13 protein-coding genes and 1 pseudogene are annotated in these 17638 nt (G+C 70.5%); 4 read left to right on the top strand and 10 right to left on the bottom strand.

Annotation, left to right across the window (positions count from 1 at the left end; translation table 11 throughout):
• Positions 1–3 precede the first annotated feature (3 nt).
• The 8 genes and pseudogenes from ACH4U8_RS09400 to ACH4U8_RS09365 form a co-directional block, all read right to left on the bottom strand.
• The gene (locus ACH4U8_RS09400) at positions 4–387 is read right to left on the bottom strand and encodes a Dabb family protein (protein ID WP_395776510.1); all 384 of its coding nucleotides are present in this window, start codon (positions 385–387) and stop codon (positions 4–6) included.
• Complete coding sequence (locus tag ACH4U8_RS09395; RefSeq protein ID WP_395776508.1) at positions 384–3920, bottom strand: indolepyruvate ferredoxin oxidoreductase family protein; 3537 nt, start codon at positions 3918–3920, stop codon at positions 384–386. The genes ACH4U8_RS09400 and ACH4U8_RS09395 overlap by 4 nt, the downstream gene beginning before the upstream one ends.
• Positions 3921–3978: 58 nt before the next feature.
• Positions 3979–4578, bottom strand: coding sequence for a VOC family protein (locus tag ACH4U8_RS09390; protein ID WP_395776506.1), 600 nt, complete (start codon positions 4576–4578; stop codon positions 3979–3981).
• 100 nt (positions 4579–4678) lie between these two features.
• Entirely contained in the window at positions 4679–6454 is a 1776-nt protein-coding gene (locus tag ACH4U8_RS09385; RefSeq protein ID WP_395776504.1) for an FAD-dependent monooxygenase, read from the bottom strand.
• A 303-nt stretch (positions 6455–6757) separates the two neighbouring features.
• Positions 6758–7108 carry a tyrosine-type recombinase/integrase gene (locus tag ACH4U8_RS09380; RefSeq protein ID WP_395776502.1) on the bottom strand — a complete coding sequence of 117 codons (351 nt, stop codon included), beginning with the start codon at positions 7106–7108 and terminating at the stop codon, positions 6758–6760.
• A 209-nt stretch (positions 7109–7317) separates the two neighbouring features.
• Positions 7318–9408, bottom strand: coding sequence for an alpha-L-fucosidase (locus ACH4U8_RS09375; RefSeq protein WP_395776500.1), 2091 nt, complete (start codon positions 9406–9408; stop codon positions 7318–7320).
• Between the two features lie 297 nt (positions 9409–9705).
• Positions 9706–10812 (bottom strand): acyl-CoA dehydrogenase, encoded by a 1107-nt coding sequence (locus tag ACH4U8_RS09370; protein WP_395776498.1) that lies wholly within the window; start codon positions 10810–10812, stop codon positions 9706–9708.
• 719 nt (positions 10813–11531) lie between these two features.
• Positions 11532–11870: pseudogene (locus tag ACH4U8_RS09365) on the bottom strand (DNA cytosine methyltransferase); the annotation flags it as partial.
• 616 nt (positions 11871–12486) lie between these two features.
• On the opposite strand from ACH4U8_RS09365, the gene ACH4U8_RS09360 reads away from it, so the two are divergent.
• Positions 12487–13659, top strand: a complete 1173-nt coding sequence (locus ACH4U8_RS09360) for an MFS transporter (protein WP_360314285.1) — start codon at positions 12487–12489, stop codon at positions 13657–13659.
• Here the strand turns inward: ACH4U8_RS09360 and ACH4U8_RS09355 are convergent.
• Positions 13642–13893, bottom strand: a complete 252-nt coding sequence (locus ACH4U8_RS09355) for a hypothetical protein (protein WP_395776496.1) — start codon at positions 13891–13893, stop codon at positions 13642–13644. The genes ACH4U8_RS09360 and ACH4U8_RS09355 overlap by 18 nt on opposite strands.
• 41 nt (positions 13894–13934) lie before the next feature.
• Here ACH4U8_RS09355 and ACH4U8_RS09350 point away from each other — a divergent pair, with 41 nt between their 5' ends.
• On the top strand, positions 13935–14870 hold the full coding sequence (locus ACH4U8_RS09350) for a hypothetical protein (protein ID WP_395776494.1): 936 nt from the start codon (positions 13935–13937) through the stop codon (positions 14868–14870).
• Between the two features lie 437 nt (positions 14871–15307).
• Here the strand turns inward: ACH4U8_RS09350 and ACH4U8_RS09345 are convergent, their stop codons facing one another.
• Positions 15308–15679 (bottom strand): MerR family transcriptional regulator, encoded by a 372-nt coding sequence (locus ACH4U8_RS09345; RefSeq protein ID WP_395776998.1) that lies wholly within the window; start codon positions 15677–15679, stop codon positions 15308–15310.
• A gap of 164 nt (positions 15680–15843) precedes the next feature.
• On the opposite strand from ACH4U8_RS09345, the gene ACH4U8_RS09340 reads away from it, so the two are divergent.
• The gene (locus ACH4U8_RS09340; protein WP_360314289.1) at positions 15844–16791 is read left to right on the top strand and encodes a chlorophyllase; all 948 of its coding nucleotides are present in this window, start codon (positions 15844–15846) and stop codon (positions 16789–16791) included.
• Positions 16792–16984: 193 nt separating this feature from the next.
• On the top strand, positions 16985–17548 hold the full coding sequence (locus ACH4U8_RS09335; RefSeq protein ID WP_395776492.1) for a hypothetical protein: 564 nt from the start codon (positions 16985–16987) through the stop codon (positions 17546–17548).
• The last annotated feature ends 90 nt before the right edge of the window (positions 17549–17638 follow it).

Genomic DNA, 17638 nt, shown 5'->3' with positions numbered 1-17638 from the left:
TCCTCAACCCACGGGTTCGGCGCCGGCGAGCGGGAACTGGATCCGGTGGACCGAGGCCACCAGCGGAGCCGGCCGCGCGGACACCCGGACGTGGGCCGGGTGTTCGACGAAGCGGTCCAGCGCATCGACGTCGGCGAAGACCGCGGTCATCGCGAAGTCGGCGTTGTCCTCGCGCAGTCCCAGGTCGGCGCCCGCCCGAACATCGCGGATCCCGGGAATCTCCTCGGCGAACCGCTCGACGGCGGTCCGGATCCCGGCGATGTCCGACGCGCTCACGTCGGGCTTCCAGGTGGCGATCACCACGTGCATCAACATGGTCTTCCTCGTCTCGTTCTCGCGATGGTCGGTCTCGAACAGGGCGGTTCCGTGGCCATCGATGCCGCTCACGCGTCACCTGCGGACAGTTGCTCGCGCAGCGCGCGAGCGCGGTCCCGGAAGCGTTCGACGCCCGCGAGCTTGATCTGCTCGTAACCACGCACCACGTCGGGCAGATCGCAGAGTTCGGCGACCAGTTCGCGCGACCGCGGGGTGAGCACCCGCAGCCCTTCCTCGACGTGGTCGAGGTATTCGCCGATCAGCGCCCGCTCGGTGCGCCGGACCGGGCCGAGGCCCATCGGATCGAACCTGCTGCCGCGCAACCGCCGTGCGCCGTACAGGACTCGAAACAGGGGTGTGCTCCACGGGCCGAGCTTGATCTTGCGTTGCATGCCCATCGCGCGCAACACCGGCGGGTGCAGGTGGACGGCGAAGCGCGAGCCCGCGGGCAGCGTCTCGATCATCCGCAGATGCAGCCGGGCGACCTCGTACTCGTCCTTGTAGGCCATCACCTTGAACAGGCCCCGCGCCACGGCTTCGCCGACGGCGGTGGAACCGGGCACGCGCCGCGACTCGATCTCGTGGGCGTGCGCGACGAATTCGAGGTATCGACGGGCGTATCCGGCGTCCTGATAGGCGATCAGTTCCGGAACTCGAATCTCCAGAAGCCGGCGCAACTCGCCATCCTCGGCGGCGACTCGGTCGATCATGGCCGCGACGACCGGATCCGGGACCATGCCCGGATCGGCCGGATCCAGGGCCCGCCGCACGACCTCCGGCATGGCCACCACCGCGCGACCCCACGCGAACGCGGCCAGGTTCTGCTCGATGGCGGTGCCGTTGACCCGGAACGCCTCCCGCATCGAGTCCAGCGAGATCGGCAACATGCCGTGTTGCCAGGCGACGCCCAGCATGATCACGTTGGTCGGCATGTGGTCGCCGAACACCCGCTCGGCGAGCGCCCGGGCGTCGCAGTAGAGGTTGTCCGCGCGGCGCGTGCACGCGTCGACCACGGCCCTGGCAGCCGCCGGATCGGGGGCCGGCGCGCTCACGTCCACGGCCATCCGGCCGGTGGGCACGATGCTGTCGCAGACCACGGCGATCGTGTGTTCGGCGCTCGCGTTGGCCAGGTTCGCGGCGGACGCGGTGCCGAGCAGGTCGAGCCCGAGCAGCAGGTCGACCGCGCCGATCGACACGGTCGCCGACTCGGTCACCGGACCGGCGGCGATCCGCAGGTCCGACACCACCGGTCCGGCCTTTTGGCTGAGCCCGGTCTGGTCGAGGCCGCCGGTGTGCAGGCCGTCGAGGATCGCGGCGGCGCCGAGCACCTGGGCGACGGTGACCACGCCGGTGCCGCCGATGCCGACCATCCGGACCCGGACGTCGGCGGCGGGCAGTCGAAACCGCGGCAGCGGCAGGTCCGCGTCGTCGGGTCGCGTCGGCCGCGGCTCGGCCGGTGCCGTGCCCGCGTTTCGGCCCGGCGTCACCGTCAGGAAGGACGGGCAGTCGCCCCGCAGGCAGGAGAAGTCCTTGGTGCACGACGACTGGTGGATCCGGGTCTTGCGGCCGAACTCCGTGTCCACCGGCTCCACCGACAGGCAGCCCGAGACGTCGCCGCAGTCGCCGCAGCCCTCGCAGATGCGCTCGTTGACGAGCACCCGCTCGGCCGGGTCCGGGAGTTCGCCGCGCTTGCGCTTGCGGCGCTTCTCGATCGCGCACAGTTGGTCGTGGATGAGCACGGTCACACCGGGGATCTCGGCGAGTTCGCGCTGTACGTCGGCCAGTTGCTCACGCGGACGCACCCGCGCGATCCGGGCCAGGCGTACCCGGCGGTAGCGCCTGGTGTCCTCGGTGGTGATCACGATCCGCCGTACGCCCTCGGCTTCGAGCAGGCGGGTGATCGCGGGTACGGACAACTTGCCCGGCGCGCTCTGCCCGCCGGTCATCGCGACGGCGTCGTTGTACAGGAGCTTGTAGGTGATGTCGACGCCCGCCGCGACGGCGGCCCGGATGGCCAGCGAGCCGGAGTGGGCGAAGGTGCCGTCACCGAGGTTTTGGATCAGGTGTCGACGGCTGACGAAGGGGGCCATCCCGATCCATTGCGCGCCCTCACCGCCCATCTGGGTGACACCGGTGATCTCGCCGTGGCCGGCCTGGTTGACCATGACCATGCCGTGGCAGCCGATGCCCGCGCCCACCAGTGCGTCGTCGGGGGTCTTGGTCGAGGTGTTGTGCGGGCAGCCGGAGCAGAAGAACGGCGTGCGTTGATCGATCAGCGGCAGGGTGCGCCGCCGGACCGTCTCCGCCTGTGCCAGGCGCGGATGCGGCAACGGCACGTCGGTGTGCACCGCCAGCCGGGCCGCGACCACCCGGCCGACGGAGGTCGCGTCCAGCACGCCGGCCCCGGGCACCAGCGGCGCCCCGCGCTCGTCGCGCCGGCCGGTCACCCGGGGCGGCGTCGGCGTCGCGTACAGCGCCTCCTTGACCGACCGTTCCAGGAACGGCCCCTTCTCCTCCAGGACGAGCACCTCGGCCAGGCCGGCGGCGAAGTCGCGGACCGCGTCCTCGTCGAACGGGTGGATCAGCTCGACCTTGAGGATCCGCACCAGCCCCTCGTCGATGCCCAGATGCCCGATCGCCTGCATCAGGTCGTAATAGGCGGTGCCGGCCGTGACGATGCCCAGCTTGGCGTCCGGCGCCGGGTGGGTGAGGCGGCTCAGGCCGTGGCGTCGGCCGTAGGCGCGGGCACGTTCGAGGCGGGTCTCGACCAGGTCGCGTTCCAGTTCCACGAGCCTGGGCCCGATCATCAGCGCGTCGGGTCGATGCGGCTTGCCCGCCGGTGGCTCCGGGTGGAAACGATCGGCGCCCACGGCCACCGTCGCGGTGGCGTCGGCGACGCGGGTGACCACCTTCAACGCGGTCCACAGGCCCGAGTCGCGCGAGCACGCGATGGCGTGCCGGCCGAGGTCGATCAGCTCCTGCACGTTGCCCGGGTGCAGGACCGGCACGCCCAGCGCGGCCAACATCGCCTCGGAGGCCCCGGGGACGGTGGAGGACTTGGCGGCCGGGTCGTCGCCGACCAGCATGAGTACGCCGCCGGCCCCGGCGCCGACCAGATTGCCGTGCCGGATCGCGTCGGACGCTCGATCCAGCCCCGGCGACTTGCCGTACCAGACCCCCAACACACCCTCGACCGTGTGCGAGGGAAGCGTCGCCGCCAACTGGCTGCCGGCCACCGCGGTCGCGGCGAGCTCCTCGTTGACCGCGGGGCGGAAGACCACGCCCAGGTCCGCGACCAGCGCGCGTTGTCGGTCGAATTCCAGGTCGACGGTGCCCAGCGGGGAGCCCTGGTATCCGGACACGAACGCGCCCAGCCCGACTCCCGGCACGGCGTCGGCGCGGCCCAGGTCCGCTCGGCGTTGGTCCAGGATCAGCCGGACGAGCGCCTGTACGCCGGAGAGGAACACCTGCCCCTCGGGCTCGGTGTAACGGCCCGTCAGGCCGGCGCGGCGGACGACCGTCGCCGTCCGTTCCATCGCCGTCGGCTCTGCGGCCGTCACGTCCGCGGCCGTTGCTTCCGTGGCCGTCGCATCTGTGGCCGTCACTTCGATCCTTCCCGAATCTCGCGGACGAATCGCCGCCCGCACCCGTGGTTCCGGCGCATCAGCCGGCCGACACCGGGTGGGCGGGGCGGTCGGAGCCCAGCGCCGCCGGCGGGTGGCTCATCTCGGGGCCGGCCAACGCCCAGGTGCGGCCGGTGAGCACCGTGGTGGGGGTCCCGCCGGCGTAGTCCGTCAGGAGTCGCTCGGGGTCGAACGCCGGTCCGATCGGGTCGGCGGTGAACTCCGGCCCGGCCAGGTACTCGTTCACCTGCGCCGTGGTCGCGAAGACGTCGATCTGCAACTCGACCAGGTTGCCGTCCGGGTCGCGGTAGTACAGCGAGGTCGTGGGGCCGTGCGCGACGCACACGTGCGGACGGATGCCCGCCTCGCGCAACTCCACGTAGCGGTCCAGCAGATCGGTGAGCGAACCGAACGTGTAGGCGGCGTGTTGCATGCCCACGGTCAGCGGGGTGCGCTCGGTGAGCTCGATCGGCGCGCCGATCAGCGCGAGCCGGTGGTGCTCCTCGTCGAAGGTCAGGAACGTCACCTGGTCGGTGCGGTGCACGACATGGGCGCCGAGAACCCGGCAGTACCACGCGCACATCTCGTCCTTGCGATTGGTTTGCAGCACCACGTGCGCGAGGCGTTGGTTGGCGGCCACGATCGAACTCCCTGCTGTGCGAATGAAGAACGGACGAAAACGAACGAAAAGCTGGGCGGACCCGCCGTGTTCGCGACGGGGTCCAACGGCTGGCGGAGCATCAACCCCGGCTCGGCCGGGGGCTCTTCGCGAGTACTCGGGAGAGCACCGAGACGAGGTCGGCCCGCGTCCCGGGGTCGGCGTGCGCGCTCCGGAAGGCCACGTGGCCGTCGGGGCGCACCAGGACGCAGCCGGTGGGGCCGACCCCGTACAACTCCTGCCAACCACCGCCCTCGTCCGCCAGCTCGGCGCCGGGGCCCACCCGGTAGGCGGCGATCTCCACGCCCAGGCACGACTCCGCCTGCCGGGCGGCGGCCAACCAGTCCTGCCCCAACGGGCCCGCCAGCAACAGGAATCCGCCCCGCACCAGGTCGACCGAGGCCAACCGCGTGCCGTCGGGGGTGCGGAACCACGTGTGCGGCGCGAGCGCGCCGGGGCGGGCGTTCGCGACGTAGTCGGTGATCGTGGAGCGCCGCGCGAGCGTGCCGTCGGCGACCACGCCCGCCGACGAGTAGGTGTAGCCGAACACCTGCCCGCGGAAGAAGAAGTGCTCCCGTTGCGCGGGGATCCCGGCGGCCAGCCGAGCCCGCAACGCGTCGCCGTCCGGCTGCCCTTCGGGCTCCTCGATGGCGGACAGCGCCGCCGCGTCGGTGAACATCGCGCCGGTGGCCGCCATCCGCTCGGCGTTGCGCATGCTCTGCGCGGCATTGAACTCGGCGACCTCCATCCGCTCCGCCTCGTAGGTGTCCAACAGGCCGTCGCCGGCGTGTCCGCGCAGCACCGTGGCGAGTTTCCAGGCGAGGTTGTGCGCGTCCTGTACACCGGTGTTCATCCCGAAGCCGCCGGTGGGCGGGAACCGGTGCGCCGCGTCGCCCGCGAGGAACACCCGCCCCGCGCGGAACCGTTCGGCGATCGCGATCTCCAGCGTCCACGGCAGCGTGCTGCGCACGTCGACCTTCAGGTCGGGCACGCCGACCGCGCGACGCACGATCTCCGCGCAGCGCTCGGGGGTGTACGTGTCGCGGTGTTCCCGCTCGGGGTCGAAGGCGAAGTTGTAGGTCCAGCGGCCGATGCCGTCCAGGGTGATGAAGGCGCCCTGGGTGTCCCCGTTGAGGATCCACCAGACCAGGTAAGGCCGTTCGCGGGCGAACTCGGTCAGGTCGGCATGGAAGTAGACGTTGATCAGGTGGCCGGCCGGCGCGAGCGCGGCGGCGCGGATGCCCAGATGCTCGCGGACGGGGCTGCGGGCGCCGTCGGCGGCGACCACGTAGCGGGCCCGGAGCGTTTCCACCGACTCGCGGGCGGCTTCCCCGCGGGCCTGCCGGAGTGTGGGCTCGGGCGCCGGCTCGGCGGTGCCCGGTCGACGGCGCACCGTCACGTCCACGCCGGTCTCGTCCTGTTCGACGCCGATCGCCTCGACGCCGAAGTCCACCCGGATCCCCAGTTCGCGCACGGCAGCGAGCAGGATCGGTTCGAGGTCGTCCTGCGGACACGAGAGCGACGGCTCGCTGGAGTCGGCGGAGCCCCCCGCGGGTTCGCCGGGCTGCTCGTCCGCCATGATCCGGCCCAGTTCGAGGCCGGCCATTCGCGTCATCCAGCCGATGCCCACGGCCCGCTCCACCGGCAGCGCGGCGGCGCGCACACGCTCCGATACGCCCCAGTCGCGAAAGAGCTCCATCGTCCGCGCGTTGACCACGTGTGCCTTCGGGTGCGTCGAGGTCGACCCGCGGCGCTCGACGACCCGGGTCGTGACCCCGAGCCGCCCCAGTTGCAGGGCGGTGGCGAGACCGACCGGTCCGGCACCGATCACGAGTACTTCCACCTCTGGGCTGTCCATCGTTCCGCTCCCCGGAGTTCGCCGTGTGAGGACTTCACGGTCACATGACTTTGACTTCGAGTCAATGATTCTTTGACTTGGAATCAAAGTCGCGGAAACATACCTCGGGCAGTGCTGCGGCGGACCCGCCCCGGAGCGGGCACAGGCCGCTCACCTGCGACGGAGCAGGTGGGCCCGGTCGCGATGGGGCATGCCTTGACTTGGAGTCAAGGGGGCGCAGATTCGAATCCTGACCCCGACAGTGCTCAAGAGGCGCCGACAAGAGCAAAAGCCCAGGTCAGCGCCTCTTGTAGGTTTGAACACTTACCGGTTGGACGCATCACCCGAGACCTCTTGGGGACCATTTGGGGACCAGCCCGGGTCCAGATGCACCTGAAGCGCCTCCGAAGCGTCGGCAACCTGCCGGAGTTCGGGGTACCAATACCGCTGCGTCGTCGACAACGATCCATGCCCGGCGATCTTTTGCAGCACGTGCACGGGGACGCCCGCGTCGGCCATCCAGGTCAGCCCGGTGTGCCACAATCCGTGCCGTACCAGGAACTCGCAGCCTCGGGCGGCGACAACCTCGTCCCAGTGCGTGGCGTCCCGCAGGATTGCCGTGGTGATCCGCCCTCCCCTCGGCCCGGTGAACAACCGCATCATCGGGTCGGGCATCCACGAACACCCCGGCGGGCGGGGGCCGCTGGGGGAGATCACCGCGGACGACCACCGAGGCGACGACCGGGTCCAGACCTTCGAGGACACCACTCCGGTCGAGTTGGTCCACGCGTTCGTAGCCGCCCGTGCGGGAACCCCGGCTGCGCGGGCAGGACTCGAGCCGTACACGCGAACAGCGTGTGCGGCTCTCGCCGTTCCGGTCAACGCTACGACGAGCAAGGCCCGCCTCCCGACGCCCTACCAACGAACCATCGCGAGAAGTCCTCGAAGCGCTCGCATCCCGCGAACGAACGCGGTCTGCAATACGCTCCGCCGTTCGCCTCACGTCGCCCCGGTCCGGGGCCGCCGACGCCGGCCCCGACTGTTCGGGGTGGGCAGGGAGCAGTCGGCGGGGTCGGGTGTGTCCGGGGTCGAGCGGGCGAACCGGGAGGTATTCGTGGGCCCGGATCGCCGAATCGACCCGTTGCCGTGCCGGTTGGGCGCCGTTCGCCCGGTTCAGTCGATGACGTGGCCGAGGGGCCCTCCAGAAAGTAGCGACTCGGATCCTCGCAGCCTGGATCGGTGGTGACCAGGTGTTGGCGGGTGCCGGGGCTGAAGCACCGGTAGAGGGGAACCATGCCCGTGACCCGGTCGCGGTAGACGTGGCCGAGGAGGCCCTCGAAGGAGTAGTGGCTGGGGTCCTCGCAGCCGGATTCGGTGGTCACCAGGTGATCGTTGGTGCCGGGGCTGAAGCAGCGGTAGAGGGGAACCGTGCCTGCGGCCTGGTTGCGGTGGACGTAGCCGAGGGGGCCTTCCAGGGAGTAGCGGCTGGGGTCCTCGCAGCCGGATTCGGTGGTCACCAGGTGGTCTTGGGTGGCGGGGTTGAAGCAGCGATGGAGGGCGACGGGTCCGGAGCGGTCGGCGACGGTGAGTTCGATCGCGGTGTCGTTGGCGTCCCAGGTTCCCGGGATCGTCAGGGTCACCCGGTTGATGTCCCGGTCGAGCGTCACCGGTGTGCCGTCCTTGACGAGGGAGGCCGCGGAAAAGACCTTGCCGTCGCGGGGCAGCGGGAGGACGAGGGTGCGTCCGGCGGGCGGGTTGAGGACGTGGAGGTATTCGGTGCGGTCGTCGGGTGATCTGGTGGCCACACCCCAGGGCAGGTCGGTGATGCGGGTTCCGGGTTTGGTGGGGTAGGAGGTGCTGGGTCGGGTGCCGAGGACGGACTTCTTGATCGGGTCGATCCAGGCACCGACTTGCCGGAGTGCGGGCATGACGCCGGGTTCCCAGCCGCCGCCGGCGTAGGGGCCGGCCGCCCAGGCCGTGCCGCCGCCGGCGTAGGGGCCGGCCGCCCAGGCCGTGCCGCCGCCGTCGGTGTTGGTGGCAGCCTCCAGGACGGTGTAGCGGAACAGGCTCCGCGGCCCGTACTTCACGGAGCCGCCGGTCTCCGACGCCCACCACGAGGTCCCGGTTCCACGCAAGGTCGCCGCCACTGGCTCGGCGCGGCCGGGCCACAGGTCACCGTCGGACTGCGCGAACTCGTCCTGGCCGAAGTACTCCTTCATGCCCTTGTCCAGGCCGTACAGGTTGCCGTAGTCGTTCTGGATGAGGACGGCGCGCGGATTGACCGCCTTGATCGTGGCGCGCAGTCGGGGGTAGTCGATGACGGTCTGGCTGTCGCCCTGGGGGCTTCCCTCGTCCATGTACAGGCCGTCGATGCGCGCGCCGTAGCGTTGCATCAGCTCCTGGTAGACGTCGTTGACGAACGCGTTCCAGGTGGGGCGGTCGAAGTCCGCTCCCGGGTTCCAGGGCTGGTCGGGCGGGTGGGGTTGGGTGCCCCAGCCGGTCCTCTGCCTGTCCGCGGCGGTGAACTCCATGCCGTCGCGCGGATGGGTGTAGAGGTAGACGTGGATGCCCTTGGCCTTGACCGCGGTGATCATGTCCGCGATGAGGTCGCGGTCGACGCGGTGGTCGGGCAGGCCCCAGTCCAGCATCTTCCGGCTCGGATACAGGGCGACCATTCGGGAGTGCCAGGCGGTGAAGACGATGTACTGCACCTTCGCGGCGGCCGGATCGTCGGCGAACCCGGTCGCGTCGAAGCCGTTCGCCAGGGCGTCGGGGTCGGCGACGACCGCGCCGCCGGGATTCACCGTGAGGCCGGGCACGTAGTGGACGAAGAGACCGTACTTGTGATCGAGAATGTTGGTCGTTCCGTCGTCCGCATAAGCCCGTTGCGTCGGGAAGGGCCCCACGAGGAGGGCCGTCAGCAGGGCCAGGGCGATGAACAGGCCCGTCGTCCTCCGCCTGCCGGATAAGTACACGAGCAAATCCCTTCGTGTGGTTGCAGGGCGTGCGGGAGCAGCAGGAGGCGGTTACCCACGCGACGGCAAACGGTGCACGGCGAGGGTGACATGGATCCGCCGGCGTCCCGCCCCGGTCGCCGATCCGTGGGCGCCACGGGTCCGCGTCCGTGCAGTACGCAACGCTGGGAATCGACGGCCGGCCGGGGACGCACGCAACGACTCGGAGCGTGGCGACGGACTCGGGCAGCGTTCACGGTCCGTCGTCGGGTGCGGTGCGCGACGGCCGGTCGGGGCCCGGGCCGGGGCTGCTCGCGATCAGGTGAGGGTCAGGGGCGCGTCGAGCAGGTACGCCGCCAACGGGCCGGTCATCCGGGATCGGGTCGGCGCGCACAGGGCGAGCGCGTCGGCGACACCGGCGAGGTGGGCGACCTCGTCGGCGTCGGCGGTGTCGAGGCGGCCGAGAAGTTCGACCGCGCGCGGGACGATCCGGGCCAGGGCGTCCTGGACGCCGTAACGCACGTACAGCGCGTGGGCGAGTGTCGCGTCGTCCGGGTCGCCGCCGTCGATCCGCAGGGCGACACCCTCCACCGCGGACATCGCGCCTTCCGTTTCCACCAGCAGGGCGATGCGTTCGGACTCGGGCACCCCGCCGTCGCGCAGCACCCGTTCGACCAGCGCGTCGACGGCCCCGACGTGGGCGACCGTGGCCAGCAGCTGGTACAGGGCGAAGCCGGCCGTCAACACGGAGTCCAGGGGTTTGTCCAGGGCCGAGGCCCGCACCAGGAACTCCGGGGCCACCACGACGTCGTCGAGGGTGACCCGCTCCCCGTCCGTCCCGTCGACGTTCACGCCCTCGCTCTCCGCGGGCACCAGCACCACCGCCGACTCCCGGCCCCCACCGTCGGTGCGCTCGATCGTGACACCGGCAACGAGCATGTCCATCGACCGGGCCAGGGCGCCCACGCACGTGGCACCGGTCACTCGTACCCCGTCCGGTGTCACCTCGGCGGTCATCGACGGCGCCAGGACTGCGCCGTCGGGACCCTCGTAGGGGAAGTCGCACGCCACGAGGCTGTTGCCACCGGCCAGACCCTGGACGAGATACGACTCCACGCCCCCGTCGTCGACGGCGGCCAGGCCGAGCAGGACCGCCACCGAGAAGTGATGCACGGCGCAGGTCGCCGCCAGCGACGGCGACCTGCCGGCCAGCGCGCGCTGCACCCGCACCGCCTCCACCGCGCTCGCCCCGCGCCCCCCGTAGGAGGCCGGAACCACCAGCCCGGGGCCACCGCCGTCGCGAAAGAGTCCGATACCCGGTCCCGCCGGATCCTCCAACTCCCCCGCCGGCACCGCCTGCAGACTCTCGTCCAGCCCCGGCAACAACTTCGCCGCGACGGCCCGCTCCCGCTCCAGAAAACGCATGTCCCCCACTCTCCCCCGCGGCGGCCGGTCGACCGGCGGCTCGAACCGTCCACGACGCCCGTGCGGCGCGCGGCAGTTGCCACACCTACCGGGGCCGCACCGACCCCCGGAGGGCAATGTACCCAGGCGGCGTCCACGGACACCGCCCGTTCCGAGCCGGCCACCCCGGAAGCCGTGGTCCACGCCCCTGCCGCCTGGCACGGATGCGATCGGGTGGCACTCGACGGCCTGGCTCGCGGAGCCGGGGCGGCGGCAGGCGCCGATCCTCCCTGTGCCGTCGGCGGCGCCGAAACCGCGAAATCGCTTCCCGGAGCCGGCCGGCCGCTGATCGCGGCCAAGTGACGTTGGCGCCGACCCCGATGACACTGTCCCGAAGTCGCGGCTGTCCTCGATCCGTTCGATCGTGGCGGTTACCGCCGGCACGGACGCGCTCGAGAAGGATGACGCCGGATACATCCTCTCCTTCATGTTCGCCGCCCTCGCCGTCTGGTTGGCCGGCACGCGGGAAAACGGCTGGGCACCGAAGGAGCACGGGCCGCCCTCGAGTGGGTCCGCACCGAACTGGGCCCGGACACGGCCGAGTCCGCGATGGTGGTGGCCGGCATGATCGGCCATCCCGACGCACCCGACCTCACCGTGGACGCAGCGACCACAAGACTCGATGGGGAGATTCTGGAGGTCATGATCTGGCTGGCCACAGGCGTGGTCGCATCCGCGGGGGATCTGGGATCCCGGCACGCCGTCAGCAGACGGCCCCGGCTGTCGACACCCCGGGAAAGGTCTTCGAGCACCTGGTGCACCAGGCCCTGGTCGACCAACCCCAACCGTTTGCCTGCGGTGCTCCATGCCTGGCACGGAGGGCTGGCGATCAGCCCGCTCACAGCGGTCACGAAGGGGCGGACCGGGTGGACGGCGATGTCCGTGCGCAACGTCGCGTGTCCGGCGACGAGTCGTGTCGCGCAGGCCGACTCGTCCCATTCGAGCCCGAGATCGATCGCTCCGAGTTCGCGCAGTCCCTGGCTCCAGCCACCCGGTCCGGCGAACAGGTCCAGGATCATGCGGCCTTCCCGTAGTCGGCCTGAACGGGGGTGCCGGATCGGCAGGCCCAGGGTGAGCAGCCGTCCGGGTCACCGGACTCGAGTTCCGCGTCGGCAACAGCGCCGAACACGTCGCCCTGCCGAGAGCGCCACTCGTGTCCGGTGACCCGGTCGATCGGTGCGATCGACAGCGGTAGCAGGGACCGGTGCAGATACGCCTGCCCGAGGAGCGGACTGCCCTCGGCGGTGGGGCGCGCGTTGCCCGAGCGTATGGCGGCGTCGAATGCAACGACGTCGTCCCACTCCTGTCGGGGATTCGTCGCGCAACGCTCGCCATTGCTGGTTTCCGTGGAACGGGCATGTTATTGAGACGGTCAGCTGCCTGAGGCCGTTGGGGCCAGATGACCTTTGATCGAGCCAACTGCCGCCACGGGCCACGACCCCGAAGGCCACGCTTGATGCTTTGAGCCCACGCACACACGTCGGATGAATTCGGTTGCGGTGGTGCCGGTGGGCCCGATGAGGTAACTCCATGGGAGATACCACGGAGCAGGAGCAGCGGGCGAGGGCAGAAGAAGAGCGTGTGATCGCGGGGCAACCGGCTCCATGGCGGGGGCCGGCTGTGCTCGTGGCCCTGATGCTGGCCGCCTTCACCTTCAACACTGCGGAGAATCTGCCGGTCGGCCTCCTGGAACTCATCTCCGAAAGCCTGTCGGTATCGGTGTCGGCAGTCGGTCTGTTGGTGACCGGATACGGTGTGACGGTGGCCGTGGCGTCCGTGCCACTCGCCCACCTCGTGCGGGCCGTGCCTCGACGTCATGTGCTCACGGGAGTGCTTGCCGCGCTCGTTGTGTCCAGCCTCATTGCGGCCCTGGCGACCTCCTATTGGCTGCTCCTTGTGGCGCGACTGCTGACCGCGCTCGGCCAGGCGTTGTTCTGGGCCGTGATGGGGCCGGTCGCGGTGGGCCTGTTCGCGCCCGAGGTCCGTGGACGTGTGGTCGGGGCGCTGTCCGTCGCCGGTTCGCTCGCCCTCGTGCTCGGTGTTCCCGCCGGGACCTGGCTGGGCCGGCAGGGCGGCTGGGAGGTACCCGTCGCCGTGTTGGCGGCTCTGGGGCTCGTTTCTTTGGTGACGATCGCTGTTCTGCTGCCGACCTCGCGTCCGGAGGAAGAGCGCGCCGCCTACGGAACCAGTCCCGACGCCCGCCGGTTCAAGACCGTGTTGGTGGCCGGGGCCCTGTCCGCCACGGGGGCGTTCGCGGGATTCACCTACATCGGGAAGTTCCTGGGCGACGTGAGCGGGTTCTCCCCAGGGACGGTTGGCATCCTGTTCGTGGTCTTCGGTGTTGCGTGTCTGACCGGGGTGGGCATCACCGGGGCACTGCTGGACCGCTTTCCGCGGTCTGCGTTGGCCACAGCCGTGGCCACGCAGGCGGTGGGCATGCTCGGCCTGTACGCGGCTGGCACCGATCCGGTGGCCGCGGTGGTCTTCTTGGCGCTGATGGGCGGTGCGCTCGGGCCGGTGTTCATGACGACCCAGAACGAGATGTTGCATTGCGCGCCGGGCCGCACGGATATCGCACTCGCGGCGAACTCCGGTGCCTACAACGCCGGCATCGCGGCGGGCGCCGCGCTCGGGGCACTGATCCTGCCGCTCGCCGACGTGCGGGGCGCCTTCCTCGCCGGCGGGCTGCTGACCGTCGGGGCCTGCGCGGTGCTACTCGGGGGCGGGCTTCCGCCCGGCCGTGACGACGGACGGAACAACGGGGACGGCGACCCGACGTCTCCTGGCGGACTACGGATGGTTGCCTGATTGATGCCCGCGTGGCGTGATCGTCTCCACGAGTTGCGTCAGTGGGATGAAGCTGCCGGCGGTGTCGCCCCACCCGTCGACACCGGTGCCGCAGGCGTAGGTCATCAGGGGCCCGTGGTGCTCGTGCGGGTCGGTGGTGAAGTCCAGGGCAAGCAAGGCACGAGAGGGGGCCGTCCTCCCCGGGGCGTCGAGCACGTCGACCCGGTCGACGACGAATCCGTGCTCGACGAGCAACGCTTACCAAAGGGTCCGCGGCGGGTTGCCAGGGGCACCCGGTGGCGGCGTTCGGGTTCCCCGGCCAGGCGCCGCCGGGTGGGCACTTCGCGTACATGCAGGCCGGGAACCTGCTGCCCCGAATGGACCGGACGGACACGTTGTTGCAGTTGGCCGACGCGAACGGGCTGACCCAGGGATTCAGCGGCGGCCCGGTGGTGGACGAGGTGACCGGGCTGGTCCTGGGAATGGCCACCGCGATCACCGCCCCGGACGGGCATCAGCGCGGGCTGGGGACCGCCTACGCCACCCCGGCCGAGGTGCTGCGGGGGGTGTGGCCGGGGCTGAGCGCGCTGGAGGTGTGCCCGTACCGGGGTCTGGAGCCGTTCACCGACCAGGACGCCCGCTGGTTCCACGGCCGTGACGCGGTGGTGGAGCGGGTGCTGTCGGTGCCGGCGGACCGGCGCCGGGTACTGCTGCTCGGGCCGTCCGGTTCGGGCAAGTCCTCGCTGGTGCAGGCCGGAGTGCTGCCCGCACTCGCCGCCGGCCGGGTGCCCGGCGCGGAGAACTGGCTGCCGGTGTACGCCCGGCCCGGCCGGGACCTCCTCGCCGAACTGGAACACGCCGGGCTGCCCGGCGCCACGACCGAGGGCATCGTCGCCGCAGCACGAACACGCCTGACGGGCAGCCCCGGACAGCGGGTGCTGTTGGTGGTCGACCAGTTCGAGGAAGTCCTCACCGCCGACGCCCACGGCGGCCCCGAGCGCGCACGCGATGCGCTCGCCGAGCTGGCCGACGCCGTCCGCGACGCGTCTCACCTGATACGCGTGGTGCTGGTACTGCGCGACGACTTCCAGGCAAGGCTGGCCGCCCGCGCACCCGCGCTCACCGAAGCGATCGAGCCCGCAACCTACCGCCGTCCCTGGCCGATTCTCTGCGGAAATGGATGGACGGTAGAGCCTGTGGTCGGCGTTCACGTTGCGGTCGCAACGGCGTAAGGGTCCGGATGTGATACTGGTGGGCTCGCATATTCAACTGTCGCCAGTTCTCTGCGGGTTCCAGCCGGGTGGTGACCGCCAGTGGTCTCCTGCGGCGTATCGACTCCAGGTGCTTCCGGCTTCGGAGGCGAGCTTGGCCGTGGTGACGCGGTGGTAGCCGAGGGCCCCGGCAACGACGGGTGCGGGCATTTCCAGTACGTGTTGTCGGATCGCGGCTGTGCGGCCGGCGGTGGTGGGAACGCCAATGTCGTTGATGAGTCCCGCAAGGACGTCGGGGTGCATCGGCTGTCCGGCTCGGCGGCCGGGGAACTTTCTGACACCGTTTTATGGGCATGGTCCGGCGCAGATCCGGCCGCGAAGCTCCGCCAAGCGATCTTGCTTATTAATCGGTCGGTTGCTGGGCATCTCCGTCCCAGTCGCGGAGCCCGGCATGCTGATTACCGGGGTCGGCAGTGTTCGCCTGTTCGCCGGTTCGCGGTGGCGGCGGCCATGACGGTGCTCAGCCTGTCCCGGGCGCTCACCAGATCGCCGATCCGGCTGTCGATGCGATCCCGTTCCGCCGAAAGCCGGTCGAGCAGCTCCGGCGTGGCCTCGCCGTTCACGACACACGGCAGCAGGTCCGCGATCGACTTGCTCGGCAACCCGGCGGCGTACAACTGCTGGATCAGCCGGACACGGTCGACCGCGCTGTCCGGGTACTGCCGCTGACCACCGGGGCTGCGTTCCGAGGCGAGCAGGTTCCGTTCCTCGTAGTAGCGCAGCGCCCGAACGCTGACTCCTGCCCTGGTGGCGAGGTCACCGATACGCATCATGTCTCTCCGATGTGAGCCGGACTACACTTCTTGCCTCTGACGTCAGCGTCAGGTCTTAGCGTATCCCGCGACGGCTCGCCCCCTCCGCCCAGGCGGAGGACGAGACCGTGACCAGCCTGTTCGACAGCTTCCCCATCGGAAATGCGAAGGAAGATCCGCCCATGACCGCATCACACGCGCCGGCCACCGACGTGGCCGTCACCGCCCCCGCCCCCATCGTCTCGGTGAAGCCGGTGGTACTGGAAGCTCCGGGCCGTGGCGAGGGCCTGCAGGTGAGAATCTCCGCGCCGACAACCGGGAGCGAACTGCCGATCATCGTCTTCTCGCACGGCTTCGGATCGTCCTTGAACGGCTACGGTCCCCTGGTCGACTTCTGGGCCGCTCACGGTTTCGTGGTGATTCAGCCCACCCATCTCGACTCCAGGACCGTGGGTCTTCCCCAGGACGATCCCCGCACACCGCGACTCTGGCGCTTCCGCGTCCAGGACATGAAGCGCATCCTCGACCGGCTCGACCTGCTGGAGGCCGCCGTTCCCGGTCTCGGCGGGCGCCTGGATCGAAGCCGCATCGCCGCGGCCGGACACTCCTTCGGTGGCCAGACGGCGGGCAATCTGCTGGGCCTGCGCGTCCTCGATCCGGTGAGCCAAAAGGCGGAAGACCTGTCCGACCCGCGGATCAAGGCGGGCGTGTTGCTTGCCACGGCCGGCAGGGGCGGAGCCGACCTGACCCCCTTCGCGGCCGAGAACCTCCCGTGGTTGAAGCGACCGGACTTCGCACACATGACCACGCCGACCCTCGTGGTCGCGGGAGACAAGGACGAGTCACCGCTGTCCGTCAGAGGGCCGGAGTGGCTCGCCGACCCCTACCACCTGAGCCCGGGGCGCAAGAGCCTGCTCACCCTGTTCGGGGCAGAGCACTCCCTCGGCGGAATCGCCGGCTACGAAGTCCGGGAGACAACGGACGAGAACCCCGCGCGCGTGTCCCTGATCCAACGGGTCACCCGGGCCTACCTTCGCCACGCACTGGGCATCGAGGACGCCGGCTGGACGACGGCGCAGAACGCTTTGTCGCAGAGCGTCGCCCCCATGGGGCGGATCGAATCCAAGTGAAACTCCGCAAAACGAACCGCCTCCGGGGCGCTGCGGGCGGCGAAGGTGGCGTTCGCGATGTTCACGGCGATGGCGCGGGCCGCCTCCGCCGACGGGTACCGCCGCCGTACGTGGCGCAGTCTCGCCTGACCCGGGCTTTCGCCGAGCGGATCACATCCGTCGCCCCGGGCGCCTTGGGGCTCGTCCCCCAGGCGTGGCCCACCGCTTCCGGCGCGTCTCGATTCGCCGGATTCCGAGATGTGGGTGTGGTGGGGGCAGGCCGTATGACGCCGCCTGGAATCTGATCCTGTGGAACCCGCTGTGTGCCGCCCTGTTCGGGGACGGATCAGCGCTTCGCGGACGCGAACGCAACATCGTCTGGCGGCACTTCGCCGGTCTGTCGAGCCGGGTCAGCCACACCCCCGAGCAGGAAGCGCGCTTCGAGGCAGCCGTGGTCGCCGACCTCAGGGCAGCGACCGCCCGCTACTCCGCGGATCCGGGACTGCGCTCCCTGATCAAGGACTTGCGAGATGTCAGCACCGAGTTCGCGCGCCTATGGGACACGGGCATCGTGGGCGTCCACGAGTCGGACACCAAGACCGTGCATCACCCCGATGTCGGCACATTCACCTTCGACTGCGACGTACTGAACGCTCCCGGGAGCGATCTGCGCATCGTCGTCTACACCGCCGCTCCCGGCAGCGACACCGCCGACCGGCTCAGGCTCCTCAACGTCATCGGTACCCAGGTCATGACCGAAGACAGCACCACCGGATGACAGTCGGCGAGCGCACGCCGTCCCGTCGGCCGCCAACGCGCCGGCGCCACGCCCGCGAACGATGCGTCACAAAGGACGCCGACGCGAAAG

This window comes from Embleya sp. NPDC020886 (assembly GCF_044333915.1).
In the GTDB taxonomy this organism is placed as follows: domain Bacteria; phylum Actinomycetota; class Actinomycetes; order Streptomycetales; family Streptomycetaceae; genus Embleya.
This window is presented reverse-complemented; position numbering and strand designations above follow the sequence as displayed.

Excerpts from the sequence above, each read along its gene's own strand:
- ACH4U8_RS09385 (WP_395776504.1), bottom strand. The coding sequence starts at position 6,454 with ATGGACAGCCCAGAGGTGGAAGTACTCGTGATCGGTGCCGGACCGGTC.
- ACH4U8_RS09360 (WP_360314285.1), top strand. The coding sequence starts at position 12,487 with ATGCTGGCCGCCTTCACCTTCAACACTGCGGAGAATCTGCCGGTCGGC.
- ACH4U8_RS09380 (WP_395776502.1), bottom strand. The coding sequence starts at position 7,108 with ATGCCCGACCCGATGATGCGGTTGTTCACCGGGCCGAGGGGAGGGCGG.
- ACH4U8_RS09340 (WP_360314289.1), top strand. The coding sequence starts at position 15,844 with ATGACCGCATCACACGCGCCGGCCACCGACGTGGCCGTCACCGCCCCC.
- ACH4U8_RS09370 (WP_395776498.1), bottom strand. The coding sequence starts at position 10,812 with ATGCGTTTTCTGGAGCGGGAGCGGGCCGTCGCGGCGAAGTTGTTGCCG.
- ACH4U8_RS09345 (WP_395776998.1), bottom strand. The coding sequence starts at position 15,679 with ATGCGTATCGGTGACCTCGCCACCAGGGCAGGAGTCAGCGTTCGGGCG.